19 protein-coding genes and 2 pseudogenes are annotated in these 23,069 nt (G+C 67.2%); 11 read left to right on the forward strand and 10 right to left on the reverse strand.

Translation table 11 applies throughout. From position 1 onward, the window contains the following. Positions 1–24: 24 nt before the first annotated feature. The 3 genes from radA (at position 25) to purF (ending at position 3,701) form a co-directional block, all read left to right on the forward strand. Positions 25–1,389, forward strand: coding sequence for a DNA repair protein RadA (radA, locus tag JCM7685_RS08730; RefSeq protein WP_074968989.1), 1,365 nt, complete (start codon positions 25–27; stop codon positions 1,387–1,389). Positions 1,390–1,444: 55 nt separating this feature from the next. Continuing rightward, positions 1,445–2,062, forward strand: coding sequence for a CvpA family protein (locus tag JCM7685_RS08735; protein WP_074968903.1), 618 nt, complete (start codon positions 1,445–1,447; stop codon positions 2,060–2,062). A gap of 136 nt (positions 2,063–2,198) precedes the next feature. Beyond that, positions 2,199–3,701: an amidophosphoribosyltransferase gene (purF, locus tag JCM7685_RS08740; RefSeq protein ID WP_100526116.1), complete on the forward strand. Its 1,503-nt coding sequence runs from the start codon at positions 2,199–2,201 to the stop codon at positions 3,699–3,701. A 359-nt stretch (positions 3,702–4,060) separates the two neighbouring features. Here purF and JCM7685_RS20745 read toward each other — a convergent pair. Next, positions 4,061–4,485, reverse strand: a pseudogene (locus tag JCM7685_RS20745) (hypothetical protein); the annotation flags it as partial. 152 nt (positions 4,486–4,637) lie between these two features. Here JCM7685_RS20745 and JCM7685_RS08750 point away from each other — a divergent pair. Together JCM7685_RS08750 and JCM7685_RS08755 are read left to right on the forward strand one after the other, a co-directional pair. Further along, positions 4,638–5,495: a hypothetical protein gene (locus JCM7685_RS08750; protein ID WP_139218102.1), complete on the forward strand. Its 858-nt coding sequence runs from the start codon at positions 4,638–4,640 to the stop codon at positions 5,493–5,495. Further along, positions 5,492–5,890 (forward strand): ATP-binding protein, encoded by a 399-nt coding sequence (locus JCM7685_RS08755; RefSeq protein WP_139218101.1) that lies wholly within the window; start codon positions 5,492–5,494, stop codon positions 5,888–5,890. The genes JCM7685_RS08750 and JCM7685_RS08755 overlap by 4 nt, the downstream gene beginning before the upstream one ends. Before the next feature lie 141 nt (positions 5,891–6,031). On the opposite strand, the pseudogene JCM7685_RS08760 reads toward JCM7685_RS08755, so the two are convergent. Beyond that, positions 6,032–6,458, reverse strand: a pseudogene (locus tag JCM7685_RS08760) (IS5 family transposase); the annotation flags it as partial. 169 nt (positions 6,459–6,627) lie between these two features. Beyond that, positions 6,628–6,939 carry an ETC complex I subunit gene (locus JCM7685_RS08765; RefSeq protein WP_074966718.1) on the reverse strand — a complete coding sequence of 104 codons (312 nt, stop codon included), beginning with the start codon at positions 6,937–6,939 and terminating at the stop codon, positions 6,628–6,630. Between the two features lie 148 nt (positions 6,940–7,087). Between JCM7685_RS08765 and uvrB the strand changes: the two genes are divergently transcribed. After that, a complete protein-coding gene (gene uvrB / locus JCM7685_RS08770) occupies positions 7,088–9,274 on the forward strand; it encodes an excinuclease ABC subunit UvrB (RefSeq protein WP_074966719.1) in 2,187 nt (728 codons plus the stop codon). A gap of 81 nt (positions 9,275–9,355) precedes the next feature. Here the strand turns inward: uvrB and JCM7685_RS08775 are convergent, their stop codons facing one another. The 3 genes from JCM7685_RS08775 to JCM7685_RS08785 form a co-directional block, all read right to left on the reverse strand. After that, positions 9,356–9,631, reverse strand: coding sequence for an I78 family peptidase inhibitor (locus JCM7685_RS08775; RefSeq protein ID WP_074966720.1), 276 nt, complete (start codon positions 9,629–9,631; stop codon positions 9,356–9,358). A 131-nt stretch (positions 9,632–9,762) separates the two neighbouring features. Further along, positions 9,763–10,398, reverse strand: a complete 636-nt coding sequence (gene parA, locus JCM7685_RS08780; protein WP_074966721.1) for a ParA family partition ATPase — start codon at positions 10,396–10,398, stop codon at positions 9,763–9,765. Positions 10,399–10,516: 118 nt separating this feature from the next. Further along, positions 10,517–10,840 (reverse strand): antibiotic biosynthesis monooxygenase family protein, encoded by a 324-nt coding sequence (locus JCM7685_RS08785; RefSeq protein WP_074966722.1) that lies wholly within the window; start codon positions 10,838–10,840, stop codon positions 10,517–10,519. A 236-nt stretch (positions 10,841–11,076) separates the two neighbouring features. Here JCM7685_RS08785 and JCM7685_RS08790 point away from each other — a divergent pair, with 236 nt between their 5' ends. Continuing rightward, positions 11,077–12,126, forward strand: coding sequence for a dipeptidase (locus tag JCM7685_RS08790; RefSeq protein ID WP_074966723.1), 1,050 nt, complete (start codon positions 11,077–11,079; stop codon positions 12,124–12,126). A 184-nt stretch (positions 12,127–12,310) separates the two neighbouring features. On the opposite strand, the gene JCM7685_RS08795 is transcribed toward JCM7685_RS08790, so the two are convergent. The 4 genes from JCM7685_RS08795 to JCM7685_RS08810 form a co-directional block, all read right to left on the reverse strand. Continuing rightward, entirely contained in the window at positions 12,311–13,855 is a 1,545-nt protein-coding gene (locus JCM7685_RS08795) for a Ppx/GppA family phosphatase (RefSeq protein ID WP_074966724.1), read from the reverse strand. A 67-nt stretch (positions 13,856–13,922) separates the two neighbouring features. Beyond that, positions 13,923–16,088 (reverse strand): RNA degradosome polyphosphate kinase, encoded by a 2,166-nt coding sequence (locus JCM7685_RS08800; RefSeq protein WP_074966725.1) that lies wholly within the window; start codon positions 16,086–16,088, stop codon positions 13,923–13,925. A gap of 46 nt (positions 16,089–16,134) precedes the next feature. Then, complete coding sequence (locus JCM7685_RS08805) at positions 16,135–16,824, reverse strand: P-loop NTPase family protein (protein WP_074966726.1); 690 nt, start codon at positions 16,822–16,824, stop codon at positions 16,135–16,137. Between the two features lie 3 nt (positions 16,825–16,827). Then, positions 16,828–18,156 (reverse strand): AI-2E family transporter, encoded by a 1,329-nt coding sequence (locus JCM7685_RS08810; protein ID WP_074966727.1) that lies wholly within the window; start codon positions 18,154–18,156, stop codon positions 16,828–16,830. 121 nt (positions 18,157–18,277) lie between these two features. Here JCM7685_RS08810 and proS point away from each other — a divergent pair, with 121 nt between their 5' ends. The 4 genes from proS to JCM7685_RS08830 all read left to right on the forward strand — a co-directional run bounded on the left by proS (position 18,278) and on the right by JCM7685_RS08830 (position 23,030). Further along, on the forward strand, positions 18,278–19,630 hold the full coding sequence (gene proS / locus JCM7685_RS08815) for a proline--tRNA ligase (RefSeq protein ID WP_074966816.1): 1,353 nt from the start codon (positions 18,278–18,280) through the stop codon (positions 19,628–19,630). A gap of 195 nt (positions 19,631–19,825) precedes the next feature. Further along, positions 19,826–20,947, forward strand: a complete 1,122-nt coding sequence (gmd, locus tag JCM7685_RS08820; RefSeq protein ID WP_074966728.1) for a GDP-mannose 4,6-dehydratase — start codon at positions 19,826–19,828, stop codon at positions 20,945–20,947. Next, positions 20,947–21,870: a GDP-L-fucose synthase family protein gene (locus JCM7685_RS08825; protein WP_074966729.1), complete on the forward strand. Its 924-nt coding sequence runs from the start codon at positions 20,947–20,949 to the stop codon at positions 21,868–21,870. Before gmd ends, JCM7685_RS08825 begins: the two co-directional genes overlap by 1 nt. Next, complete coding sequence (locus tag JCM7685_RS08830; RefSeq protein ID WP_074966730.1) at positions 21,867–23,030, forward strand: DegT/DnrJ/EryC1/StrS family aminotransferase; 1,164 nt, start codon at positions 21,867–21,869, stop codon at positions 23,028–23,030. Before JCM7685_RS08825 ends, JCM7685_RS08830 begins: the two co-directional genes overlap by 4 nt. Positions 23,031–23,069: the final 39 nt, after the last annotated feature.

Consider the following 23,069-nt stretch of genomic DNA (forward strand, 5'->3'; position numbering starts at 1 on the left):
GCCGCGATCTGCCACATATCCCGCATGGCCAAACCGATCACCGCCTTTACCTGCACCGCCTGCGGCGCGAGCCACCGGAAATGGTCCGGCAAGTGCGACGCCTGCGGCGCCTGGAACACCATCGTCGAGGAGGCGCCGCTCAGCCAGGGGCCGGGGCGCGGCCTCGGCACGCGCAAGGGCAAGACCATCCCGCTTTCGGATCTTGCCACGCAGGAGGCACCGCCGCCGCGCGCCACCTCGGGCATCGCCGAACTCGACCGGGTGCTGGGCGGCGGGCTGGTGCCCGGCTCGGCCATCCTGGTCGGCGGCGATCCGGGCATCGGCAAGTCCACCCTGCTGCTCCAGGCCGCCAGCGCCTTCGCCCGCTCGGGCCGCAGCGCGATCTACGTCTCGGGCGAGGAAGCCTCGGCGCAGGTCAGGATGCGGGCGCAGCGCCTGGGGCTTGGCGACGCGCCGGTGCGGCTGGGGGCCGAGACCGCGCTGCGCGACATCCTGACCACGCTCGATGCCGAGCGTCCGGACGTCGCGGTGATCGATTCGATCCAGACGCTCTGGTCGGATCAGATCGAGGCCGCGCCAGGCTCGGTGGCGCAGGTGCGCACCGCCGCGCATGAACTGGTGGCCTTCGCCAAGCGGCGCGGCACCGCCGTGATCCTCGTCGGCCATGTCACCAAGGAGGGCCAGATCGCTGGCCCGCGCGTGGTCGAGCATATGGTCGATACCGTGCTGTATTTCGAGGGCGAGCGCGGCCACCAGTTCCGCATCCTGCGCGCCCACAAGAACCGTTTCGGTCCCGCCGACGAGATCGGCGTCTTCGAGATGACCGGCGGCGGACTGTCCGAGGTCGCGAACCCTTCGGCGCTGTTCCTGTCCGAGCGTGGCGAGCCGACGCCCGGCTCGGCGGTCTTTGCCGGCATCGAGGGCACCCGCCCGGTGCTGACCGAAGTCCAGGCCTTGGTCGCGCCCTCGACATTGGCAAGTCCCCGCCGAACCGTGGTCGGGCTCGACGGGGGGCGGGTCTCGACCATCCTGGCCGTGCTTGAGGCGCGCTGCGGCATTCCCTTCGCCGGGCTCGACGTTTTCCTGAATGTTGCCGGGGGGATGCGGGTCAGCGAACCGGCCGCCGACCTTGCCATCGCCGCGGCGCTGCTCGGCGCGCGCGAGGACAGCGCCCTGCCCTCGGACTGCGTGCTTTTCGGCGAGATCAGCCTGTCGGGCGCGTTGCGTCCCGTCTCGCAGGCCGAAAACAGGTTGAAAGAGGCGCAGAAACTTGGTTTTTCACGGGCGATCCTGCCGTCGGCCACCAAGGTCGAGGGCGTGGCCGGGATGCGGATCGACCGCACCTCGGATCTGACAAGTTTCGTGGGCGAGACGTTCGGCGCCGGTTGACGGCGCGGGCGAACTTGCCTCCAAACGCGGGCAGACCCGCGAAAGGGGCGTGGAAATGGACGGTTTCACCATCATCGACGGCATTGTCGCCGCCGTGATCATCCTGTCGGCGATCCTCGCCTATGCGCGCGGCTTCGTGCGCGAATCGCTGGCGATCCTCGGCTGGATCGGCGCGGCGGTGCTGGCCTTCCTCTTCGCGCCGACGGTGCGGCCGATGGTGGCGCAGATCCCCGGGCTGAACAAGTTCCTGGCCGACAGTTGCGAGCTGGCCACCATCGCCGGCTTCGCCGCTGTCTTCGCGCTGGCGCTGGTGCTGTTTTCCATCATCACGCCGCTGTTCTCCTCGGTCGTGCAGCGTTCGGCCCTGGGCGGCGTGGACCAGGGCATGGGCTTCCTGTTCGGGGTGGCGCGCGGCATCCTGCTGGTCGCCATCGCCTTCATCGTCTACGACCGCGTCATGGCCAGCCAGCCGGTCGCCATGGTCGAGAATTCGCGCTCGGCCCAGGTCTTCGAGCGCATGCGCGGCCAGATGGACCAGCAGATCCCGCAGGACGCGCCGGGCTGGGTCGTCAGCCGCTACGAGCAGCTGGTGCGCAGCTGCGCGCCCGGCGCCCAGCCCGTCGATGCCGCCACCCCGGCCCCCGCCCCGGCCGCCACGACCCCGGCGAATTAAGGGAATATGCCCCTTTCGTGACATAAAATGCGCCCCCTCCTGCCGCTGGGGCGTGACTCCGACGGCCCGACACCCTAGATTGGCCACGAACGCTCCCTGTCCAGCCCCCGGAATAGCCCCAAGAGTCTCGGTGATGATGCAGCCATTCCTTGCCCATCCCTTCGATTCCGACCGCCTGCACGAAGAGTGCGGCGTGTTCGGCGTGATCGGAGTGACGGATGCCGCCAATTTCGTCGCCCTGGGGCTGCACGCCCTGCAACATCGCGGGCAGGAGGCCGGCGGGATTGTCGCCCACGACGCTGAGCAGGGCTTTAACAGCGCCCATCGCTTCGGCTATGTCCGCGACAATTTCACCAAGCAAAGCCTGATGGAGACGCTGCCCGGCTCGCTCGCCATCGGCCATGTGCGCTATTCCACCGCCGGCACCAAGGCGGCGACGGCGATTCGCGACGTGCAGCCCTTCTTCGGCGAATTCGCCATGGGCGGCTGCGCCATCGCCCACAACGGCAACATCACCAACGCCATGGCGCTGCGGCGCGAGCTGATCGAGCGCGGCTCGATCTTCCAGTCCAGCAGCGACAGCGAATGCATCATCCACCTGATGGCGCGCTCGATCCAGCGCAACATCCCCGAGCGGATGAAGGACGCGCTGCGCCGGGTCGAGGGCGCGTTCAGCGTCATCGCCATGACCCGCACCAAGCTGATCGGCGTGCGCGACCCGCTGGGCGTGCGGCCGCTGGTTCTGGGCAAGGTCGGCGACGACGGCGGTTTCGTGCTGTCCTCGGAAACCTGCGCGCTGGACATCATCGGCGCCGAGTTCATCCGTGAGATCGAGCCGGGCGAGATGGTGGTGATCTCGAAGGGCGAGATCGAAAGCTCGCGCCCCTTCGGCCCCTCGAAGGGCCGCTTCTGCATCTTCGAGCATGTCTATTTCTCGCGTCCCGATTCGATCATCGGCGGCCGCTCGGTCTATGAGACCCGGCGCCAGATCGGCGTGGAACTGGCGCGCGAGGCCCCGGTCGAGGCCGACCTGGTCTGCCCGGTGCCCGACTCGGGCACGCCGGCCGCCATCGGCTATGCCCATGAAAGCGGCATCCCCTTCGGCATGGGCATCATTCGCAACCAGTACATGGGCCGGACCTTCATCGAGCCGACCGAGCAGATCCGCAACATGGGCGTGCGGTTGAAGCTGAACGTCAACCGGGCGCTGGTCCGGGGCAAGCGCGTGGTACTGGTCGACGATTCGGTGGTGCGCGGCACCACCTCGCGCAAGATCAAGGACATGATCCTGGACGCCGGCGCGGCCGAGGTGCATTTCCGCATCGCCTCGCCACCCACCGCCTGGCCCTGCTTCTACGGCGTGGACACCCCCGACCGCGACAAGCTGCTGGCGGCACAGATGTCCGAGGAGGAGATGCGCGAATGGATCGGCGTCGACAGCCTGGCCTTCGTGTCGCTGAACGGGCTTTATCGCGCGGCGGGCGAGGCCAAGGGCCGCGACAAGTCCTGCCCGCAATATTGCGATGCCTGCTTCTCGGGCGACTATCCGGTGGCGCCCTTCGACCAGCTCGAGCGCGGCTTCCGCATGAAGCCGGATTCGGAAACTTCGACCGTCGTCACCGGCCACGCGGCGGAATAGAGACCGCACAACCCGGGCCGCGAAAAAAGCCGGGGGTTCGATGCCCCCGCCAATAATTGCTTTGTGCCCCTGCAGTCGCTGAAATCGCTTTCAAATCGGGTCTTAACCCGCTTTTCTGTCACAAATCCTGTTACAAAATGGGTCGCATGATGGCTGGTGCACGACGACCTCTTTGAATCGAAACGACAGGTTCTTCGCCGGCTGATGGTGCCGAAAGACCTATGCGCCCTCTCGGTAAGATCGAGCTACGCGCGCTCCTTGGTAGGACGACCATGAAGTTGTTGGCACCGGCTGTTGCATCCCTGCAAGCGCGAGGCCTGTCCAGGAGGAGGTCGCGACTGACAGCGCGATCAAGCCCATCAGAATGACGGATCGACACGTCCGGCCCGCTGACGATGCCAGCCGCTGCCCCAGGTCCAAGATTCGTTCACGTGTGACAGCCAGACCATGACGGTGGCGGCGAGAGCGACGGCAGACAGGAAGACCTTCGGGCCTCTGTCGGAGCGGGTGGCGACCCGGCGCCAGTCCTTGAGCCTGCCGAAGATGATCTCGATGCGGTTTCGGCGTTTGCAGCGTCGCTTGGACCGGTCGGCATCATGGCTCCGATGGGCCAGCAGCCAGTCCGCCTTCGGCAGGCTGCCCAGCAGAGCGGCGGCACCCGTATAGCTGACCTGCGGTCATGAGTTCGCGGGATAAGGCCATGATCCGGGGGATCATGTCCCCCGAGAACGCGGATCGGGCGACCTTCCGCATCGGTCATGGCACGCAGCTTGGTGTTCAAGCCGCGTCATCTGCGCGTCCGTCAGCCAGAAAAGGTTGCTCGTCATCAGGTCTCCTTGCGGTGCCTGAATCATGCCGAATGCGCAAGATCAATGGGGCCCGACCCACGGTGATGCAAGGGAACTGTGCCGGATCCAGTGGCAGCGGGATACTGAGATGGTGAAAGATCAGCAAAAAATCATAGCCGCCATCGACCAGCTGCGCGCGGCGGCTGGTCTGGATCTGCCCGGCATCGGACACATGACCATTGATCCGGGTCTGGTAGCCGCCAGCGATCTGGCGGCGCAACTGAGCCGGGCCGAAGAGACACTGGCCAAGACCCTGTCCGCCTGCGGCGCGCCGGATATCTCCGCCGCCCGCAAGGCGTTGGCAGAGGCCGAGCGGCTGGACAGCGCCATCCGTCAGGCGGATAATCTACTGGCGGAACTGGCGCCCAAGGGTATCGGCGCCCTGCAGGCCCGCCTGGCCGAAGCTCGTGCCGCCGCAGGCGCGGCCGAGACCGAACCCGCCGAAGAGCCCGCCATGCTGCAAGACCAGCTTCAGGCTGCGCTTGAGGCCGAAGCCACGGCCCTTGCGCAGCGCCACGAAGCCGCAGCCCGCCATGCCACCCTGCGCGAAACTCGCGCCGCCCGTCAGGCATCGGTGCAATCTGCCGATCAGATACTGGCCGCCGTGCAGGTCGAGGCGGGAGATCTCGTCGATCTCGCCGCCCGTGTCCAGAACCTGACCGCTGCGCAACCCGCACTGGTACAGGCGGAAACGGACGCAGCCGCTGCCCTTGCTCGCCTGACCGAAAACGCGCCCGACCTGGCCACGGCGCAGGCGACGGTGTCGCGGCTGCGTTCGGTGGTGGAAGGCCGCCGCCGCGATCTCGCACGCCTGCACAGCGATCTGGCCGGGTCAACGGCTCCATCAGCGCGCTGGCCGATGAGGGTACCGAAGAGGCCCTTGAGGAATTGCGCGGCCGCGAGGCCACCGTCACCGCCCGCGCCGCCCGCTATGAGCGTGAGGTGAAGGCGCTGGCCCGTCTGCGCGCCGCGCTGGAGGATGCCCGTCGCGACGCGCGCGAGGCCTACTTTGGCCCCGTCCTGCGCGAGATCGACCCGCTTTTGTCGATCCTTCACCCCGGCGCCGCGCTGCGTATTGATGATACCAGCCTGCTGCCGATCGCCCTGACCCGGGACGGCCAGGACGAGGGGCTGGATATTCTGTCCGGCGGCACGCGCGAACAGCTGGCGATCCTCACCCGAATCGCCTTCGCACGCCTCTTCGCCGGCTCGGGCCGACCAGTGCCGGTGATCCTCGACGATGCCCTCGTCCACAGCGACGACGACCGGATCGAGGCAATGTTCACCGCCCTGCATCGCGTCGCCCAGGACCAGCAGATCATCATCCTGACCTGCCGCTAACGCGCCTTTGCCCCCTTGGGCGGAGAAAGACTTCTGGCACGGATCGACGAGGTATGAGGAGGACTCTGTTGCACAAAAGAGTTGATGGCCGGATTTCCCCTTCCCCGGACAGATCTATCCCACGGCCTTTGTGACGGGGATGACGCGCCGTTTCGGGCCGCCATGCTTGCGGGCGTGCCACTCGCCTTCGCCCTCGACCTTGATGCCAGTGCTGTCGATCAGCAGGTGCAGCGGCCCCGCGATACGGTATGTTCACAGCCAGGGTCTTCTGGCGACGGGACAGGGTGCTGAAGTCAGGCACCGTCCAGTCGAGACCAACCAACTGCAGCAGGCTCTCGACGAAACCAGTCGTCTGCCTGAGCGCCATGCCGAAGAGCACCTTCATCGAAAGACACGTCTGAATGGCGGCATCGCTGTAGGTCTGCTGGCGGCCACGCCTGCCTGTCGGCGCGGCATCCCAGCTCATCTCGGGGTCGAACCAGATCGTCAGCGAACCCCGGCGCTTGAGCGCTTCATTGTAGGCTGGCCAGTTCCGGGTTCTGTATGTCGGGGATGCGGGTCGGCTCATGCAGACCAGCTACCGTACGGGTTTCATGAGATGAATCCCCGACAGGATTTGTGCAACAGAGCCTGCCCAAAACGGACCCCAGAGAAATCAACAGGTTGACAAAACTATGCCCCGAATCCGGACAAAACGACCCCGATTGGGGACTAACTTTCGCCCGATTTACACAGGCTCAATGCGTCCAGGGTGCGCGCCGGTCGGTAGCGAAATTCTCGCCATAGCCGCGGGGCCGGACATTGGCAGAGCGGGCATGCGGCTCGATTACCTCGAAATCCAGCCCCTTCTCGCGGGCGTAATCCTCGGCCTGCTTGCGGGTCGCAAAGCGCAGCTTCACCTGGCTTTGCGTGTCGTCGCTGCTGGTCCAGCCCATCAGTGGGTCGATCTCGCGCGCATCCGCCGCCGGAAAGACCAGCACCCAGTCGCGGGTGCGGGCGACGCCCGATTGCATGGCGTTGCGGGCAGGCTTGTAGATGCGGACTCGCATTGGCGGGAACCCTCTGTTCTTGCTTATGGCCTTATCCCCCAAGCCGCGCCGCTGTTCAAGATGGCTGCGACAATGCGGCCTATCCGCGCTGGCCCCTTGCATCCGCGCGCCGAGATGCCAGATTCAAACCCGGAACAAAGGGAAAACCATGGGTCACAACAACACCAATGCTCCCGTCACGCGCTTCGCCGAGGTCACCCGTCCGAAGCTCGAGGGGGGGCGCCGCTTCGTCATGCAGTCCGAGTTCCAGCCGGCCGGCGACCAGCCGACCGCCATTGCCGAACTGGCCCAGGGCGTGCGCGCCGGCGAACGCGATCAGGTGCTGCTGGGCGCCACCGGCACCGGCAAGACCTTCACCATGGCCAAGGTGATCGAGGAGACTCAGCGCCCCGCCATCATCCTGGCCCCGAACAAGACCCTTGCCGCGCAATTATACGGAGAATTCAAGGGCTTCTTTCCCGACAATGCCGTCGAATATTTCGTCAGCTACTACGACTATTACCAGCCCGAGGCCTATGTCCCGCGCTCCGACACCTATATCGAGAAGGAATCGCAGATCAACGAGGCCATCGACCGCATGCGCCACTCGGCGACGCGGGCACTGCTGGAACGCGACGACGTCATCATCGTCGCCTCGGTCAGCTGCATCTATGGCATCGGCTCGGTCGAGACCTATTCGGCCATGACCCAGGACATGGTCGTCGGCCAGATGTACGAGCAGCGCGGCTTCATCAACGAGCTGGTCGCCCAGCAATACCGCCGCCTGGACGCCGCCTTCCAGCGCGGCGGCTTCCGCGTGCGGGGCGACGTGGTCGAGGTCTGGCCCGCCCACTTGGAAGACCGCGCCTGGCGCTTCGACTTCTTCGGCAACGAATTGGAGGCGATCACCGAATTCGACCCGCTGACCGGGGCGAAAACCGACAGCTTCAAGCAGATCCGCATCTATGCCAACAGCCACTACGTCACCCCGCGCCCGACATTGCAACAGGCGATCAAGGGGATAAAGGCCGAACTTCAGGGACGGTTGAAGCAACTGACCGACGAGGGCAAGCTGCTGGAGGCCCAGCGGCTGGAGCAGCGCACGAACTTCGACCTGGAAATGCTTGAAGCGACAGGCGTTTGCAACGGCATCGAGAACTATTCCCGCTATCTGACCGGCCGCGCGCCCGGCGAGCCGCCGCCGACGCTGTTCGAGTTCATCCCCGACAACGCCATCGTCTTCGCTGACGAATCCCACGTCTCGGTGCCGCAGATCGGCGGCATGTATCGCGGCGACTTCCGGCGCAAGTTCACCCTGGCCGAGCACGGCTTCCGCCTGCCCAGCTGCATGGACAACCGCCCGCTGAAATTCGAGGAATGGGACGCCATGCGCCCGCAATCGGTCTTCGTCAGCGCCACCCCCGCGGATTGGGAGTTGGACCAGACCGGCGGCGTCTTTACCGAACAGGTCATCCGCCCCACCGGCCTGATCGACCCGCAGATCGAGATCCGCCCGGTCGAGATGCAGGTCGACGACCTTCTGGACGAGGTGCGCAAGGTCTCGGCCGCCGGCATGCGCACGCTGGTCACCACGCTGACCAAGCGCATGGCCGAGGACCTGACCGAATACCTGCACGAACAGGGCATCCGCGTGCGCTACATGCACAGCGACATCGACACGATCGAGCGCATCGAGATCCTGCGCGACCTGCGGCTGGGCGCTTTCGACGTGCTGGTCGGCATCAACTTGTTGCGCGAAGGCCTTGATATTCCTGAATGCGGCCTGGTCGCCATCCTGGACGCGGATAAAGAGGGCTTCCTGCGTTCCGAAACCTCGCTGATCCAGACCATCGGCCGCGCCGCCCGCAATGCCGACGGCCGCGTCATCATGTATGCCGACCGCATCACCGGCAGCATGGAGCGCGCCATGGCGGAAACAGAGCGGCGCCGGCAGAAGCAGATGGCCTATAACCTGGAACACGGCATCACGCCGCAGACCGTGCGCAAGAACGTCGAGGACGTGCTGGCCGGGCTCTGGCAGGGCGACACCGATCAGTCGCGCATCACCACCCGGATCCACAAGCCGATGGTCGGCGCCAACCTGGCCGCCCATCTTGACGCGCTGCGCGCCCAGATGCGCAAGGCGGCTGAGAACCTGGAATTCGAGGAAGCCGCGCGGTTGCGCGACGAGGTCAAGCGGCTGGAGGCGGTCGAGCTGGCCGTGGCCGACGATCCGCTGGCCCGCCAATCCGCCATCGAGGAAGCCGCCGACGAGGCCGTCAAGGCCTCGGGGCGCTCGACGGCCGGCCGCGCCGGTCAGCGCGGCGGCAACAAGCGCTCGCGCCGCCGATCCTGAAAAGCCGCAAACGCCAAGGACGGGCTGCCGCCGGGCCGTTCACCGTTTTTCCCAATATCCCTGCAACGGCCGGGCGAGGAGTCAACCGCAACTCACCCGGACCAGCTTGCCGGCCTTGTCATGCTCGAAGTTCAGCCGACTGGGGCTAAAGTCCATCGTCACCGGATCGCCGGTCTTGTAGCTGCGATAAGGCACGTTCGCCGGCACCGAGATAGTGACGCCGCTTTGCCCGATCAGCGGCAGATAGCGGCTGGCACCGCAACTGTCCTCGCCCATGACGGGCGGGGTTTCGGGCTCGGGCACACAGCCCGCCGCCAGCAGCGGGACGAGCATCAGGACAGGAAGGATCGGCTTCATCGGAAGGCCTCCTCGATGCGGACAATCAGCCATAACCCGCGAGGCGCCGGAAAGTTTCCGCATCGGGGCCGGCGCGGCGGCATCTTGGCGGAAGCCCGCCGATCCCGGACATGCGGCCCGGTCAAGGCGGCTCAGGGCAGCCGGTTCAGCACTTCTTCGACCAGCGCCTCGACCTCGTTTCGGGCCACCGGATTGCGGGCGCTGTCGCCGGCGCCCAGGCCCTGGCCCAGGGTTTCGGCATAACTGACGCGGTTCGCGATCTGCGCGCCGGCGACCTCGGCCCCCAGGGCCTCGGCCTTCTCGGCCACCTCCAGCGCCAGCCGCGTATGCGGCCGCGTCCGGTTCAGCACGATCAGGGTGTCGCATCTTTCGCGCCGGGCCAGGTCCAGCACACCCTCGGTCGCCCACAGATCGACATGGCTGGTCGCCACCGGCACCAGCACAAGGTCGGCGACCCGCAGCGCCGGGCGCAGGTCGCTGTCGATCTTGGGCGGCGTGTCGATGATGACGTAATCGAAACGCTTCTTCAGCTTGTCGGATTCGTAGCTGGCGCCCCAGGCCGAGGAGGTGCCGAACTCCAGCGCCTCCTCCTCGCCCAGCCGCTCCAGCCGCTCCAGGAACCAGCGCCCCATGCTGCCCTGCGGATCGGTATCGAGCAGCGCCACCGAATGTCCGCGCCGCAGCAGGCTGACCGCCAGGTTCACAGCGATGGTGGTCTTGCCCGAGCCGCCCTTCTGCTGCGCGACGGTGATGATACGTCCTGCCATGAATCCCCTCCGGTCCGGCCCCCGCACCGGATCGCGGCCGGGGGATTTCCGATCAGACTAGGCAGGAAATTCCCCGGTGGCGAGAGCCATTTTCGCAAGCGCAGCATGGGCTTCGCGGTCAGGCCGGCCAGCAGTCCATCACCTCGTACATCACCGGCTCGAAATGGCGGCACATGGCGTTGATGGCGCGGTTGCGCTCGCGCATCTCGGGGCTGCGCAGCATGGCCTGATAGTCGCGGCGGTCGCGCCATTGCGAATAGGTGGCAAGGCGGGTCTGGGCGTCGTTCAGATGGATCGCCCCCGAGACATAGCCGGGCTGCTTGCTGATCACCTCGGCATAGGCGGCGGTCAGCGCGTCCAGCACGTCATGCGCGCTGCCGGGCGTGACATCGAAGGTGCAGATCACGGTCTGGCCCTGAAAATCCTTGCTGATGCTGGTCATGGCTGGGTCCTCCTGGGTGCAGCTTAACCCAGGCCGGGCGCGGGGAAAGAGGGAATTTCGCCTCGCCGCCGCGGTCTGCGCGCCGAACAAGCGACGGCGCTGCCCGTCGCCATTTTCCGGTCGGTCCCGCCCGGCCCGGGTGTCTCGCCGGTCTTCGGACGCCAGGTCCGCCGGCCGGCTTGCGGCGCGCGTGCGACGGGCGCATGTTGCGCCGCGCAACGCGAAAGGACAGCAGCATGATTCCGGTCTTCGACGGGCACAATGACTTTCTTCAGCGCATGGTGGCCGCCGGGCCGGACCGTGACCGGCTCTGGCTGCAGGGCGACGGCACCGGGCACCTGGACCTGCCGCGGATGAAGGCGGGCGGCTTTGCCGGCGGCTTCTTCGCGATCTGGACGCCCTCGCCGCCCGGCCCGGACGATGCGCTGGCGGCGATGCTCAAGAAGGACCCACCCTTCGCGCTGGACCTGCCGCCGGAGATTCCCGCCGCCCAGGCCCTGCCCCATGCCATCGCCCAGGCCGGCCAGCTGATGGCCATGGCGCGGACCGGCACGCTGGACATCTGCCGCACGGCGGCCGAGCTTCGCGCCAGCATCGAGGCCGGCCGCATCGCCGCCATTCTGCACATCGAAGGCGCCGAGCCGATCCCCGACCTGGACGCGCTGCATGTCTGGCATGCGATGGGCCTGCGCTCGCTGGGGCCGGTCTGGTCGCGACCGACGCGCTACGGCCATGGCGTGCCCTTCGCCTTTCCCGCCTCGCCCGACACCGGTCCCGGGCTGACCGAGGCGGGCAAGGAGTTGGTCGGGGAATGCAACCGGCTGCGCATCATGCTGGATCTGTCGCATCTGAACGAAAAGGGCTTCGACGACGTGGCCCGACTGTCGGACGCGCCGCTGGTCGCCAGCCACAGCTGCGCCCATGCGGTGGCGCCAAGTTCGCGCAACCTGACCGACCGGCAGCTGGCGGTGATCGCGGAAAGCGGCGGTCTGGTCGGGCTGAACTACGCGGTGGGCTTCCTGCACCCCGAGGGCCGGCGCGAGCCTATGCACGGTTTCGAGATCATGCTGCGCCATCTCGACCACCTGCTGGCGCATCTGGGCGAAGACGGCGTGGCGCTGGGCTCGGATTTCGACGGCGCCGACATGCCGGTGGACCTGGCCGATGCCGGGGCGCTGCAGGCGCTGGTCCAGGCGATGCTGGCGCATGGCTACGGCCGCGAGCTGGTCGAGAAGATCGCCTGGAAGAACTGGCTGGGGGTGCTGCAACGGACCTGGGGCGCCTGAACGCCCTTACTTCCGATAATAATCAATGGGATGATCGTCGGGGGCTGCCGACCCGCACCAAACCGGACACCAGGTAAACAACACCAGGGCGGCCCGCCCCCGTGATCCCAGAATTGCCACGAAACCGGCTTGGCGGAAAGCTGTCCCTTCGGACAGGATTCCGCCCCGAACGGCCGCGCGGCGGTCAATCGGCCGGCGTCACCACGGGTTCCAGATCCAGCGCGGCGGCCAGCGCCCGGAACCGCGCCTCGGCCACCTCGCCCAACAGCGCCCGGCCGATGCGCGACAGCTTCAACTCCAGCTTCTTCTTCTTGGTCATCAGCTTCAGCGTGCCAGCCTCGGCCGGGTCCTTGACCGAGAACATGGCGCCGAAGCGCATGGCCTTGCCCAGCACCTCGGCATCGCGGATCTCCTTCTCGGACAGCAGCGCGAACAGCGGCGCCATCGGCGAGTTGGCCCGGCTGTTCTTGTAGCGGTGCAAGAGCGACAGGCCCAGGAACACCCGCTCGGGATGCGACAGCGCCGCCATGTTCGCCCGGGTCACATTGTCGAAACAGGCGTCGGCGCGATAGTCGGGATGAGTGCGCCAGGTGGTGTCGTGCAAGAGGCAGGCGGCGCGGATCAGCCGGTCGCGTTCGGGCGGGACATCGGCGAACAGCGGTTCGAGGAAATGATACAGCTTCTTGCCGAATCCCGGCATCCGCGCCATCTGCCGCTCGGCAAAGCGCGCCGCCTCGATCAGCGGATCGCGCGAGCGCAGGCCCGAGGGCATCTGCTCGTAGAGCAGCCCCTCGCGGATGCCGTAGGAGGAGACGGCCAGCGATTTCGGCGCCAGGCTCTGGACCAGCTGGCGCAGGACCAGGCTGGCCAGCGGCACCAGCTCCATCCGGCTTTGCGAGATGCCGGTGATCGCGCGCATGTCCTGGACCGACTTGCCCGAGATCCACTTCACCGTGTCCTCGACGGCCTGCGGCGACATGCGGTATTCGTGCAGCACCGTCATCGGATAGCCGACCCGCTCCATGTCCAGCCGGGCGATGGCCCGCCACGATCCGCCGACCAGATAGATCTGCTCGTGGCCCCGGCCCAGCCGCGCGGCGGCCGCCTCGATGGCGCTGCGGATATGGTCGCGCAGGCCCGAGGCGCCGCCCTTGACCTGCTGCAGCCGGAACGGGCCCAGCGGCGTGGTGATGCGGCGCCCGACCCTGCCGTCGGCCACCTCGGCCAGTTCCATCGAGTTGCCGCCGATGTCGCAGACCAGGCCCTTGGCGTCCGGCCAGCCCAGCAGCACCCCCTGGGCCGAGAGCCGCGCCTCTTCTTCGCCCTCGATGACATGCAGCTTCAGCCCGGTTTCCTTCTCGACCGCCTTGCGGAAGGCGGGGCCGTCCTCGGCCTCGCGCACGGCGGCGGTGGCGACGCAAGTCAGGGGGCGGATGCCCATGCCCTCGGCCAGGGCGGCGAAGCGCCGCAGCGCCACCATGCCGCGCTGCACGCCCTCGGGGTTCAGCCGGCCGGTGCTGGCCAGCCCCTGCCCCAGCCCGGCCATGACCTTCTCGTTATAGAAATACGCCGGCGAGCGCGCGGCGCCGTCGAACACCACCATGCGGATCGAGTTCGAGCCCACGTCGACCACCCCGACCCGGCTGAGCGAGCGTTCCGAGGCCCGCTCGAACAGCGACCGCCCGAAGGGCTCGATGGTTTCTCCGCTTGCGGTGACGATACCGTTCATCGGGTTCCTCTCGATTCCGTGACCACGCCGGGGCGCGCGCTTTGGATGGGGCAATTAACCCTTTGCGTCAATCCGTCGAGTGCGTCAGGGCCGGAACGTCACGGGCGCCGGCGCTGCCCCGGCCGGACAATGAAGGGTTTTCCATGAAGAACTTGTGACAGGAAAACAGGTCGTCCCGCCCGGCCGGCAGATAGCGCAGATAGCGCCCGTCGGGCTGCAGCAGCCAGCTTTGCGCCTCGTCTGCCATGTTCGCCGCCATGATCTGGCTGGTGATCTGGGCCTTCACCGTCTCGTTCATGCATTCGATCAGGGTCTCGACCCGGCGCGACAGGTTGCGGCCCATCCAGTCGGCCGAGCTGATGAAGACGCGCGCCCGTTTCGAGGGCAAGGCATGGCCGTTCCCGAAACAGACGATGCGGGAATGTTCCAGGAACCGGCCGACGATGGACTTGACGCGGATGTTCTCGGACAGGCCGGCGATGCCCGGCCGCAGCCCGCAGATGCCGCGGATCACCAGGTTGATGCGGACCCCGGCCTGGCTTGCGGCGTAAAGCGCGTCGATCACGTCCTTTTCGATCACGCTGTTCATCTTGGCCCAGATCTCGGCCGGGCGGCCGCGGCGGGCGAAGTCGGATTCGCGCGCGATCAGCGCCAGCAGCCGCTCCTTGAGGTCGATGGGCGAGATCGCCATGTTCTCCAGCCCGTCGGGCTGGACGTAGCCGGACAGGAAGTTGAACACCTTGGAGGCGTCGCGTCCCAGCGCCGGATCGCAGGTGAACAGCGACAGGTCGGTATAGATGCGCGCGGTGATCGGGTGATAGTTGCCGGTGCCGAAATGGCTGTAGGTCACCAGCTGCTCGCCTTCGCGCCGGACCACGGTGCTGATCTTGGCGTGGGTCTTGTATTGCATGAAGCCATAGACGACATGGGCGCCCGCGCGTTCCAGCCGGCGGCTCTGGCGGATGTTCGCGGCCTCGTCGAAGCGGGCCTTCAGCTCGATCAGCGCGGTGACGGACTTGCCCGATTCCGCCGCCTCGCACAGCGCGTCCACGATGGGACTGTCGCGCGAGGTGCGATAGAGCGTCTGCTTGATCGCCAGCACATTCGGATCGCGCGCCGCCTGGGCCAGAAAGCGGACCACCATGTCGAAGGTCTCGTAGGGGTGGTGCAGCAGCATGTCCTTTTGCCGGATGGCGTCGAACATGTCGCCGTCGTGGTCCTGCACACGCTCGGGCACGCGCGGGGTGAAGGCGGGCCATTGCAGGTCGCGGCGGCCGTCCAGCACCAGCTCGCGCAGGTCGGCGACGCCCAGAAGCCCTTCGACCTCGATCACCTCCTCGGGGTCGACGGCGAGCTTTTCCATGATCAGCTGCCGCATGCGGTCGGGGGCGCCGGCGGTGATCTTCAACCGGATGACGCTGCCGCGGCGGCGGCGCTTCAGCGCGGTCTCGAATTCGCGCACAAGGTCCTCGGCTTCTTCCTCGACCTCAAGATCGCTGTCGCGCAAGACCCGAAAGGCGCAATGGCCGATGTCGCGATAGCCCGGGAACAGGCTCGGCAGGTGCATCAGCAGCAGGTCTTCCAGCCGCAGGAAGCGCTTGCCGCCGGGCAGCGGCACGAAACGGGCGATCTGCTGCGGGATCGGCAGCAGCGCCTGCATCCGCTGGCCGTCGCTTTCCCGCGCCAGTTCCAGCGCCAGCGAAAACCCAGCATTGGGGATGAAGGGGAACGGGTGCGCCGGGTCGATGGCCAGCGGCGACAGCACCGGGAACACCTGTTCCATGAAATGCCGGCGCAGGAACTCCTCTTCGCCGCGGGTGATGCGCGAACGCGACAGGATGGTGATCTCGGCCTCTTCCATCTCGCGCCGCAGCCCGTTCCAGACCGATTGCTGCGCGCCCATCAGCCGGCGGGCGTCGGCATTGACCAGCACCAGCTGCTCGGCCGGCGTCAGCCCGTCGTCCGACAGCGTGGCATTGCCCTCGCGCACCAGCTCGCGCAGCCCGGCGACGCGGACGGTATAGAATTCGTCCAGGTTGGTGGCGCTGATCGACAGGAAGCGCAGCCGCTCCAACAGCGGCACGCGCGGGTTGCGGGCCTCGTCCAGCACGCGCCAGTTGAAGGCGAGCCAGCTGATCTCGCGGTTGAAGAAGCGCGCCGGACCTTCGGGCGGGCCGTCGGGCAGGTCGCGCGGGGCGGGAAACGAGGATTTCAGGAAATCGGCCTGGGTCATGTCTGGGATTCGGCAATAAGGAGGAACTTGGGAACGGAATGTCGGATCATGTGTCGGCGGGGGCGAGCTTGTCCAGAAGCTCGGCCGCCAAGCGGCGGGTGATGGCGCGGCGGCCGGCCAGCGATTCCCGGTCGATGGCGGCGACCAGCCGCCGCGCCAGGTCCAGGTCGCGCTCCATGCGCAACGCCAGCCAGTCGATCACCTCGGGCGGCGCCTGCAACTGGCGGTCGGCGAAAAGCTTGACCAGCACCGCCGGCAGCAGCGCGTCGTCGGGCGGACCCAAGAGCGCCTGCGCCGCCGTCTCCAGCCGCGAGCGCAGGTCCGGCAGGCGCAGCCCCCAGTCGCGCGGCGCGGCGCGGGCCGAGATCAGCAGCAGCGAATGCCGGGCGCCTGCCAGGTTCCACAGGTGGAAGAGCCCCTGCTCGGCCTCGGGCTTGCCGCCGATTTCCTCGGCGTCCTCGATCACCAGCGCGCCGCCTTCGGGCACCAGCTCGTCGGCATTGGCGGGGGTCAGGGTCCAGGCTTGCGTGACATGGGCGTCCTGTTCGGACGCCCAGACCCCGCAGAGATGCGTCTTGCCCGCCCCCGGCCCGCCGATCAGCAACAGCCGGCCCTGCGGCCAGCGCGCCGGAGCATCCAGCATCGCCCGGGCGTCGCGGTTGGCGCCGGTGGTCAGGAAATCCTCGCGCGACAGCGCGGGCGGGATCGTCAGATCCAGGGCAAGCTGGCGGGCCAAGAATCAGTCGTCCTTGCGCTTCTGTTCACGGTCCTGCCTTTCGGCCTCGCGGGCCGCGGCATGCAGCTCGACCGGCGAGGGCGGGCCTTCGGGATCGATGTCGGGCAGCTTGCGCTTCTCGGCCCGGTCCTGGCGTTCCTCGACCAGATCGGCCAGCTCTTCCTGGCGCTGGATCTCGGCCACGCGCACGTCATGCGACAGCTGCGCCAGGCGGCGGATATGGGCGGTGGTGCCCCGCGGCACCAGTTCGATCAGCGTCGGCGGCGCGGGCGGCGCCGGCACCTCGCGCCCGGTATAGAGGGCGCTTTCCTTGTAGCGGCCGGCGGCGAAGCGCACCAGCACGCCCAGGGCGGCGGCCAGCGGCACCGCGACCAGAAGCCCGACGAAGCCGAAGAGCGTGCCGAACACGGTCAGGGCCAGCATCAGCCAGACCGGATGCAGCCCCACCGAGGTGCCGACGATCTTGGGTTGCAGGAAATTGCCCTCGACGAACTGGCCGGCGGCAAAGATCGCGACCACGGCGGCGATCCAGACCGGATCGCCCCAGAAGCTGAACAGCGCCACCCCGATGGCGGTGGCGCCGCCGATCAGCACCCCCACATAGGGGATGAAGGACAGCGAGGCCGCCATGACCCCGATGGCGACGCCGAAGGGCAGCCCGACCGCGCCCAGCCCGATGGAATAGAAGGTGCCGAGGATCAGGATCACCAGCCCCTGCCCGCGCACGAATCCCGACAGCGCCTTGTCGATGTCGCGGGCCAGCGCGCGGATGGTGTCGGCATGGTCGCGCGGCAGCAGCTCGTCCAGCCGTGCCACCATGGCGTCCCAGTCGAGCAGCAGGTAGAAGGCCACCACCGGCGCCACCACCAAGAGCATCAGCACGCCGAAGACCCCCATGACCGAGCCGAGCACGGTCGAGACCAGCTGGCCGCCCTTGGCGCTGATGGTCTTGCCGAGATCGGTCAGCGCGGTGTTGACGGTGCTGCCCTCGGTAAAGATCTCGGGGAAGCGGTTCATCAGGAACTGCTGCAGCTGCTCGGCCATCTGCGGCGCGGTGTTGATCAGGGCGGTGGTCTGTTCGATCAGCAGCGGCACCAGCATCAGCACCACCGCGACCAGGATCAGGATCGCGGCCAGGGTGATGACCACCACCGCCAGCGTCCGCGATAGGCCCAGCCGCTCCAGCCGGTCGGCCAGCGGGTCCAGCAGATAGGCGACGGCGGCGCCCAGGATGAAGGGCATCATCGCATTGCCCAGGCCCCAGAGCGCCAGCAGCACAAGCAGCCCCGCCCCGCCCCAGTACCAGACCTGTTTCTGCACCGGCAGCTGCATCGGCTCTCTCCTGTCGCGACTCTGCCCTATGTGGAACGTCGCGGCGCCGCATGCAAGGAAGGCCGTTGCCCCCTGCGGCGCTCTGCGCTAACCCGTGCCGGCCCATATCGAGGATTTCGCCATGCGTCTTACGCGCTATTTCATGCCCGTTCTGAAGGAAGACCCCAAAGAGGCCCAGATCGTCAGCCACCGGCTGATGCTGCGTGCCGGCATGATCAAGCAGCAGGCGGCGGGCATCTATTCCTGGCTGCCGATGGGCTTCAAGGTGCTGGGCAACATCCAGCGCATCGTGCACGAGGAACAGGCCCGCGCCGGCCATATCGCCATGCTGATGCCGACCCTGCAACCGGCCGACCTGTGGCGCGAAAGCGGCCGCTACGACGACTACGGCGAAGAGATGCTGCGCATCAACGACCGCCACAAGCGCGACCTGCTCTACGGGCCCACCAACGAAGAGATGATCACCGACATCTTCCGGTCGCACGTGAACAGCTACAAGGACCTGCCGCTGACGCTGTATCACATCCAGTGGAAGTTCCGCGACGAGATCCGCCCCCGCTTCGGCGTCATGCGCGGCCGCGAATTCCTGATGAAGGACGGCTACAATTTCGACCTGACCAAGGAAGACGCGCTGCACGCCTACAACCGGCACCTGGTCAGCTATCTGCGCACCTATGAACGCATGGGCCTGCAGGCGATCCCGATGCGCGCCGACGGCGGCCCGATCGGCGGCGACTATACGCATGAATTCCTGGTGCTGGCCGAGACCGGCGAATCCGAGGTCTTCTACGACAGCGAGATCACCGACCTGAAGTTCGGCACCCGCGCCATCGACTATGACAGCGTCGAGGAATGCCAGGCGGTGCTGGAGGAATTCACCAGCCGCTACGCCCGCACCGACGAGACCCATGACGAGGCGCTGTTCGCCCAGGTCCCCGAGGAACGCCGCCGTTCCGCGCGCGGCATCGAGGTCGGGCAGATCTTCTATTTCGGCACCAAATATTCCGAGCCGATGGGCGCCACCGTCGTCGGTCCCGACGGCGCCCGCGTGCCGGTGCACATGGGTTCGCACGGCATCGGCGTCTCGCGCCTTCTGGGGGCCATCATCGAGGCGAGCCACGACGACAAGGGCATCATCTGGCCCGAGGGCGTGACCCCCTTTCATGTCGGCATCGTCAACCTGAAACAGGGCGACGCCTCGACCGACAGCGCCTGCGAAGCGCTTTACGCCGAACTGAAAACGCAGGGCTTCGACCCGCTCTACGACGACCGGGACGAGCGCGCGGGGGCGAAATTCGCCACCATGGACCTGATCGGCCTGCCCTGGCGCATCACCGTCGGGCCGCGCGGGTTGGCGGCGAACAAGGTCGAGTTGACCTCGCGCCGCACGGGCACATCGGTCGAGATGTCGCCGCAGGACGCGGTGGCGCGGCTGAAGGAGATCTATCGGCCGGTGTTCGACGCGGCGAAGTGAAGGCCCGGGCGCGGCCTTGCGCCATGGATATTTGCGAAGCGGTGAAAATGGCGGGTGGCGCGCCTTGCCGGCGCCGCCGGGCATGCGGCGCGGTCGCATGAGTATTTGGGGAACGAAGAAGCGCCTGCCCCGCGCTGTTGACAAGGCCGGTGGCGCGGCCTCCCCTGTGGCGCGAGTTGGGCAAGGAGGCCGGTCGTGAAGAAGGCGCTGATCACCGGGGTGACGGGACAGGACGGGTCCTATCTGGCCGAGTTCCTGCTGGAAAAGGGTTACGAGGTGCATGGCATCAAGCGCCGCGCCTCGTCCTTCAACACCCAGCGGGTCGATCATATCTTTCAGGACCCGCATGAGGCCGGAGCGCGTTTCTTCCTGCATTACGGCGATTTGACCGACACGTCGAACCTGACGCGGATCATGGCCGAGGTGCGCCCGGACGAGGTCTATAACCTCGGCGCGCAATCCCATGTCGCCGTCAGTTTCGAGGCGCCGGAATATACCGCCGATGTCGATGCGCTCGGCGCGCTTCGGCTCTTGGAAGCGATCCGCTTCCTGGGGCTCGAGAAAGCGACGCGCTATTACCAGGCCTCGACCTCCGAGCTTTACGGGCTGGTGCGCGAGAGCCCGCAGACCGAACGCACCCCCTTCCATCCGCGCAGCCCCTATGCCGTGGCCAAGCTCTATGCCTATTGGATCGCGGTGAACTATCGCGAGGCCTACGGGATGTTCGCCTGCAACGGCATCCTCTTCAACCACGAGAGCCCGCGCCGGGGCGAGACCTTCGTCACCCGCAAGATCACCCGCGGGCTGGCCAATATCGCACAGGGGCTGGAGCGCTGCCTTTACATGGGCAACCTGGACGCGCTGCGCGACTGGGGCCATGCGCGGGATTACGTGCGGATGCAATGGCTGATGCTGCAATGCGATGCGCCCGACGACTATGTCGTCGCCACCGGCGAGCAGCATTCGGTGCGCCAGTTCCTGATCTGGGCGGCGGCCGAACTTGGATTGGAACTGGAGTTCCGCGGCACGGGCGTCGACGAGGTCGCGGCGGTCGTCTCGGTCACCGGCGACCGGGCGCCGGCCGTGCGGCCGGGCGACGTGGTGATGCGGGTCGATCCGAAATATTTCCGCCCGGCCGAGGTCGCGACCCTGCTGGGCGACGCCTCGAAGGCACATCAGCGCCTGGGCTGGCGCCCCGAGACCGGGCTCCGCGAGATGATCGCCGAGATGGTAGCGACCGATCTGACCCTGGCGCGAGGCCATGCGCTGCTGGCGCGGCACGGTATGGCTCGGCCCGTCGCCGGCGAGGGGCAATGATGACGCGGCTGCTGCTGACCGGCGGCACCGGCATGGTGGGTCGCAACCTGCTGGCGCATCCGGGCATCGCCGCGTGGCAGGTCATGGCGCCGTCCCGCGCGGAACTGGACCTTTGCGATGCGGCGGCAACCCGAGACTGGCTGCTGCGCCATCGGCCCCAGGCCGTGGTCCATGCCGCCGGCCGGGTGGGCGGCATCCAGGCCAATATCGCCGAGCCGGTGCGGTTCCTGGAGGAAAACGCCCGCATCGGCCTGAACCTGATCGCCGCCTGCCGGGCGGCGCGGGTGCCGGTGCTGCTGAATCTCAGTTCCAGCTGCGTCTATCCCCGGGACCTCGGTCGCGACCTTGCCGAGGAACAGGTCCTGACCGGCACGCTGGAACCCACGAACGAAGGCTATGCGCTGGCCAAGATCATGGTGATGCGGCTGGTCGAATATGCCGGCCGCGAGGACCCGGGCCTGTCGTGGCGCACGCTGATCCCCTGCAACCTCTACGGGCCGCACGACAGCTTCGATCCCGCGCGCTCGCATCTGCTGCCGGCGATCATCGACAAACTGCATCGCGCGAAGGTCGCGGGCGCGGACGAGGTCGTGATCTGGGGCGACGGCACGGCGCGGCGCGAGTTCATGTATGCGCCCGACCTCGCCGATGCGATCCTGCGGGCGCTGGCCGATCCGGGCGCGGTGCCGCCGGTGATGAATGTCGGCCCGGGCGAGGATCATTCCATCGACGACTATTACCGCATCGCCGCCGAGGTGATCGGCTGGCGGGGCCGTTTTCGCCACGACCCGACCCGGCCCGTCGGCATGCGGCAAAAGCTGCTCTCGGTGGCGCGGCAGGCCGCCTGGGGCTGGGCGCCTGCGACGCCCTTGCGCGCGGGCATTGCCGCGACCTACCAGCATTACCTGGAGCATCACGCATGAGCCGCTTTCCTTTGGCGACCTCGAGCTGGGACCGGGCCGAGCGCGAGGCCCTGCAACGCGTCATCGATTCGGATCGCTTTTCCATGGGCCCCGAGGTCGCGGCCTTCGAGGCCGAGTTCGCCCGCTTCGCCGGCAGCCGCTTCGCGGTGATGGTGAATTCGGGCTCCTCGGCCAATCTCGCCATGGTGGCGGCGCTGCGCCATACGGCGAACCCCGCGCTGCGGCTGATGCCGGGCGACGAGGTGATCGTGCCCGCCGTCTCCTGGTCCACGACCTTCTTTCCGCTGCACCAATACGGGCTGCACCTGAAATTCGTCGACATCGACCGCGAGACGCTGAACTACGACCTCGCGGCGCTGGAAAGCGCGGTGACGGAGCGGACGCGCGCGATCATGGCGGTGAACCTGCTGGGCAATCCGAACGATTTCGACGCGCTCCGCGCCATCGTCGGCGACCGCGTGCTGATCGAGGACAATTGCGAATCGATGGGCGCCACTTTCGGCACCCGGCAATGCGGCACCTTCGGGGTGATGGGGACGTTCTCGACCTTCTTCTCGCATCACATCTCGACGATGGAGGGCGGGCTGGTCGTCACCGACGACGAGGAGCTTTACCATATCCTGCTGGCGCTGCGGGCGCATGGCTGGACCCGCAACCTGCCGAGATTCAACCGGGTGACCGGCGAGAAAAGCGACGATCCCTTCGAGGAAAGCTTTCGCTTCGTCCTGCCCGGCTACAACCTGCGGCCGCTGGAAATGTCGGGCGCGCTGGGGCGGGCGCAGCTGGAAAAGCTGCCCGCGCTGGTCACGGGTCGGCGGGCGAACGGCGCGTTGTGGCAGCAGGCGATGGCGGACCATCCGCTGTTCCGCATCCAGCGCGAGACCGGCGAAAGCAGCTGGTTCGGCTTTTCGCTGGTCCTGCGGCCGGACACCGGCCTGACCCGCCGCGCGGTGCTGGGCCGGCTCGACGCGCTGGGATTCGAGACCCGGCCCATCGTCAGCGGCAATTTTACCAAGAATCCCGTGTTGCGGCTGATGGACCACAGCCTGCACGGGCCGATGAGCCATGCCGAGGAGATCGACCTTAATGGTTTCTTCATCGGCAATCATCATTATGACATGGGCGAGGCGATCGGGATCCTGGCCGGATTCCGGGGCTGACCGGCGCCGGATTTTCGATGGCGTGGTCGGGGTCGGAAT

This window comes from Paracoccus aminovorans (genome assembly GCF_900005615.1).
In the GTDB taxonomy this organism is placed as follows: Bacteria; Pseudomonadota; Alphaproteobacteria; order Rhodobacterales; family Rhodobacteraceae; genus Paracoccus; species Paracoccus aminovorans.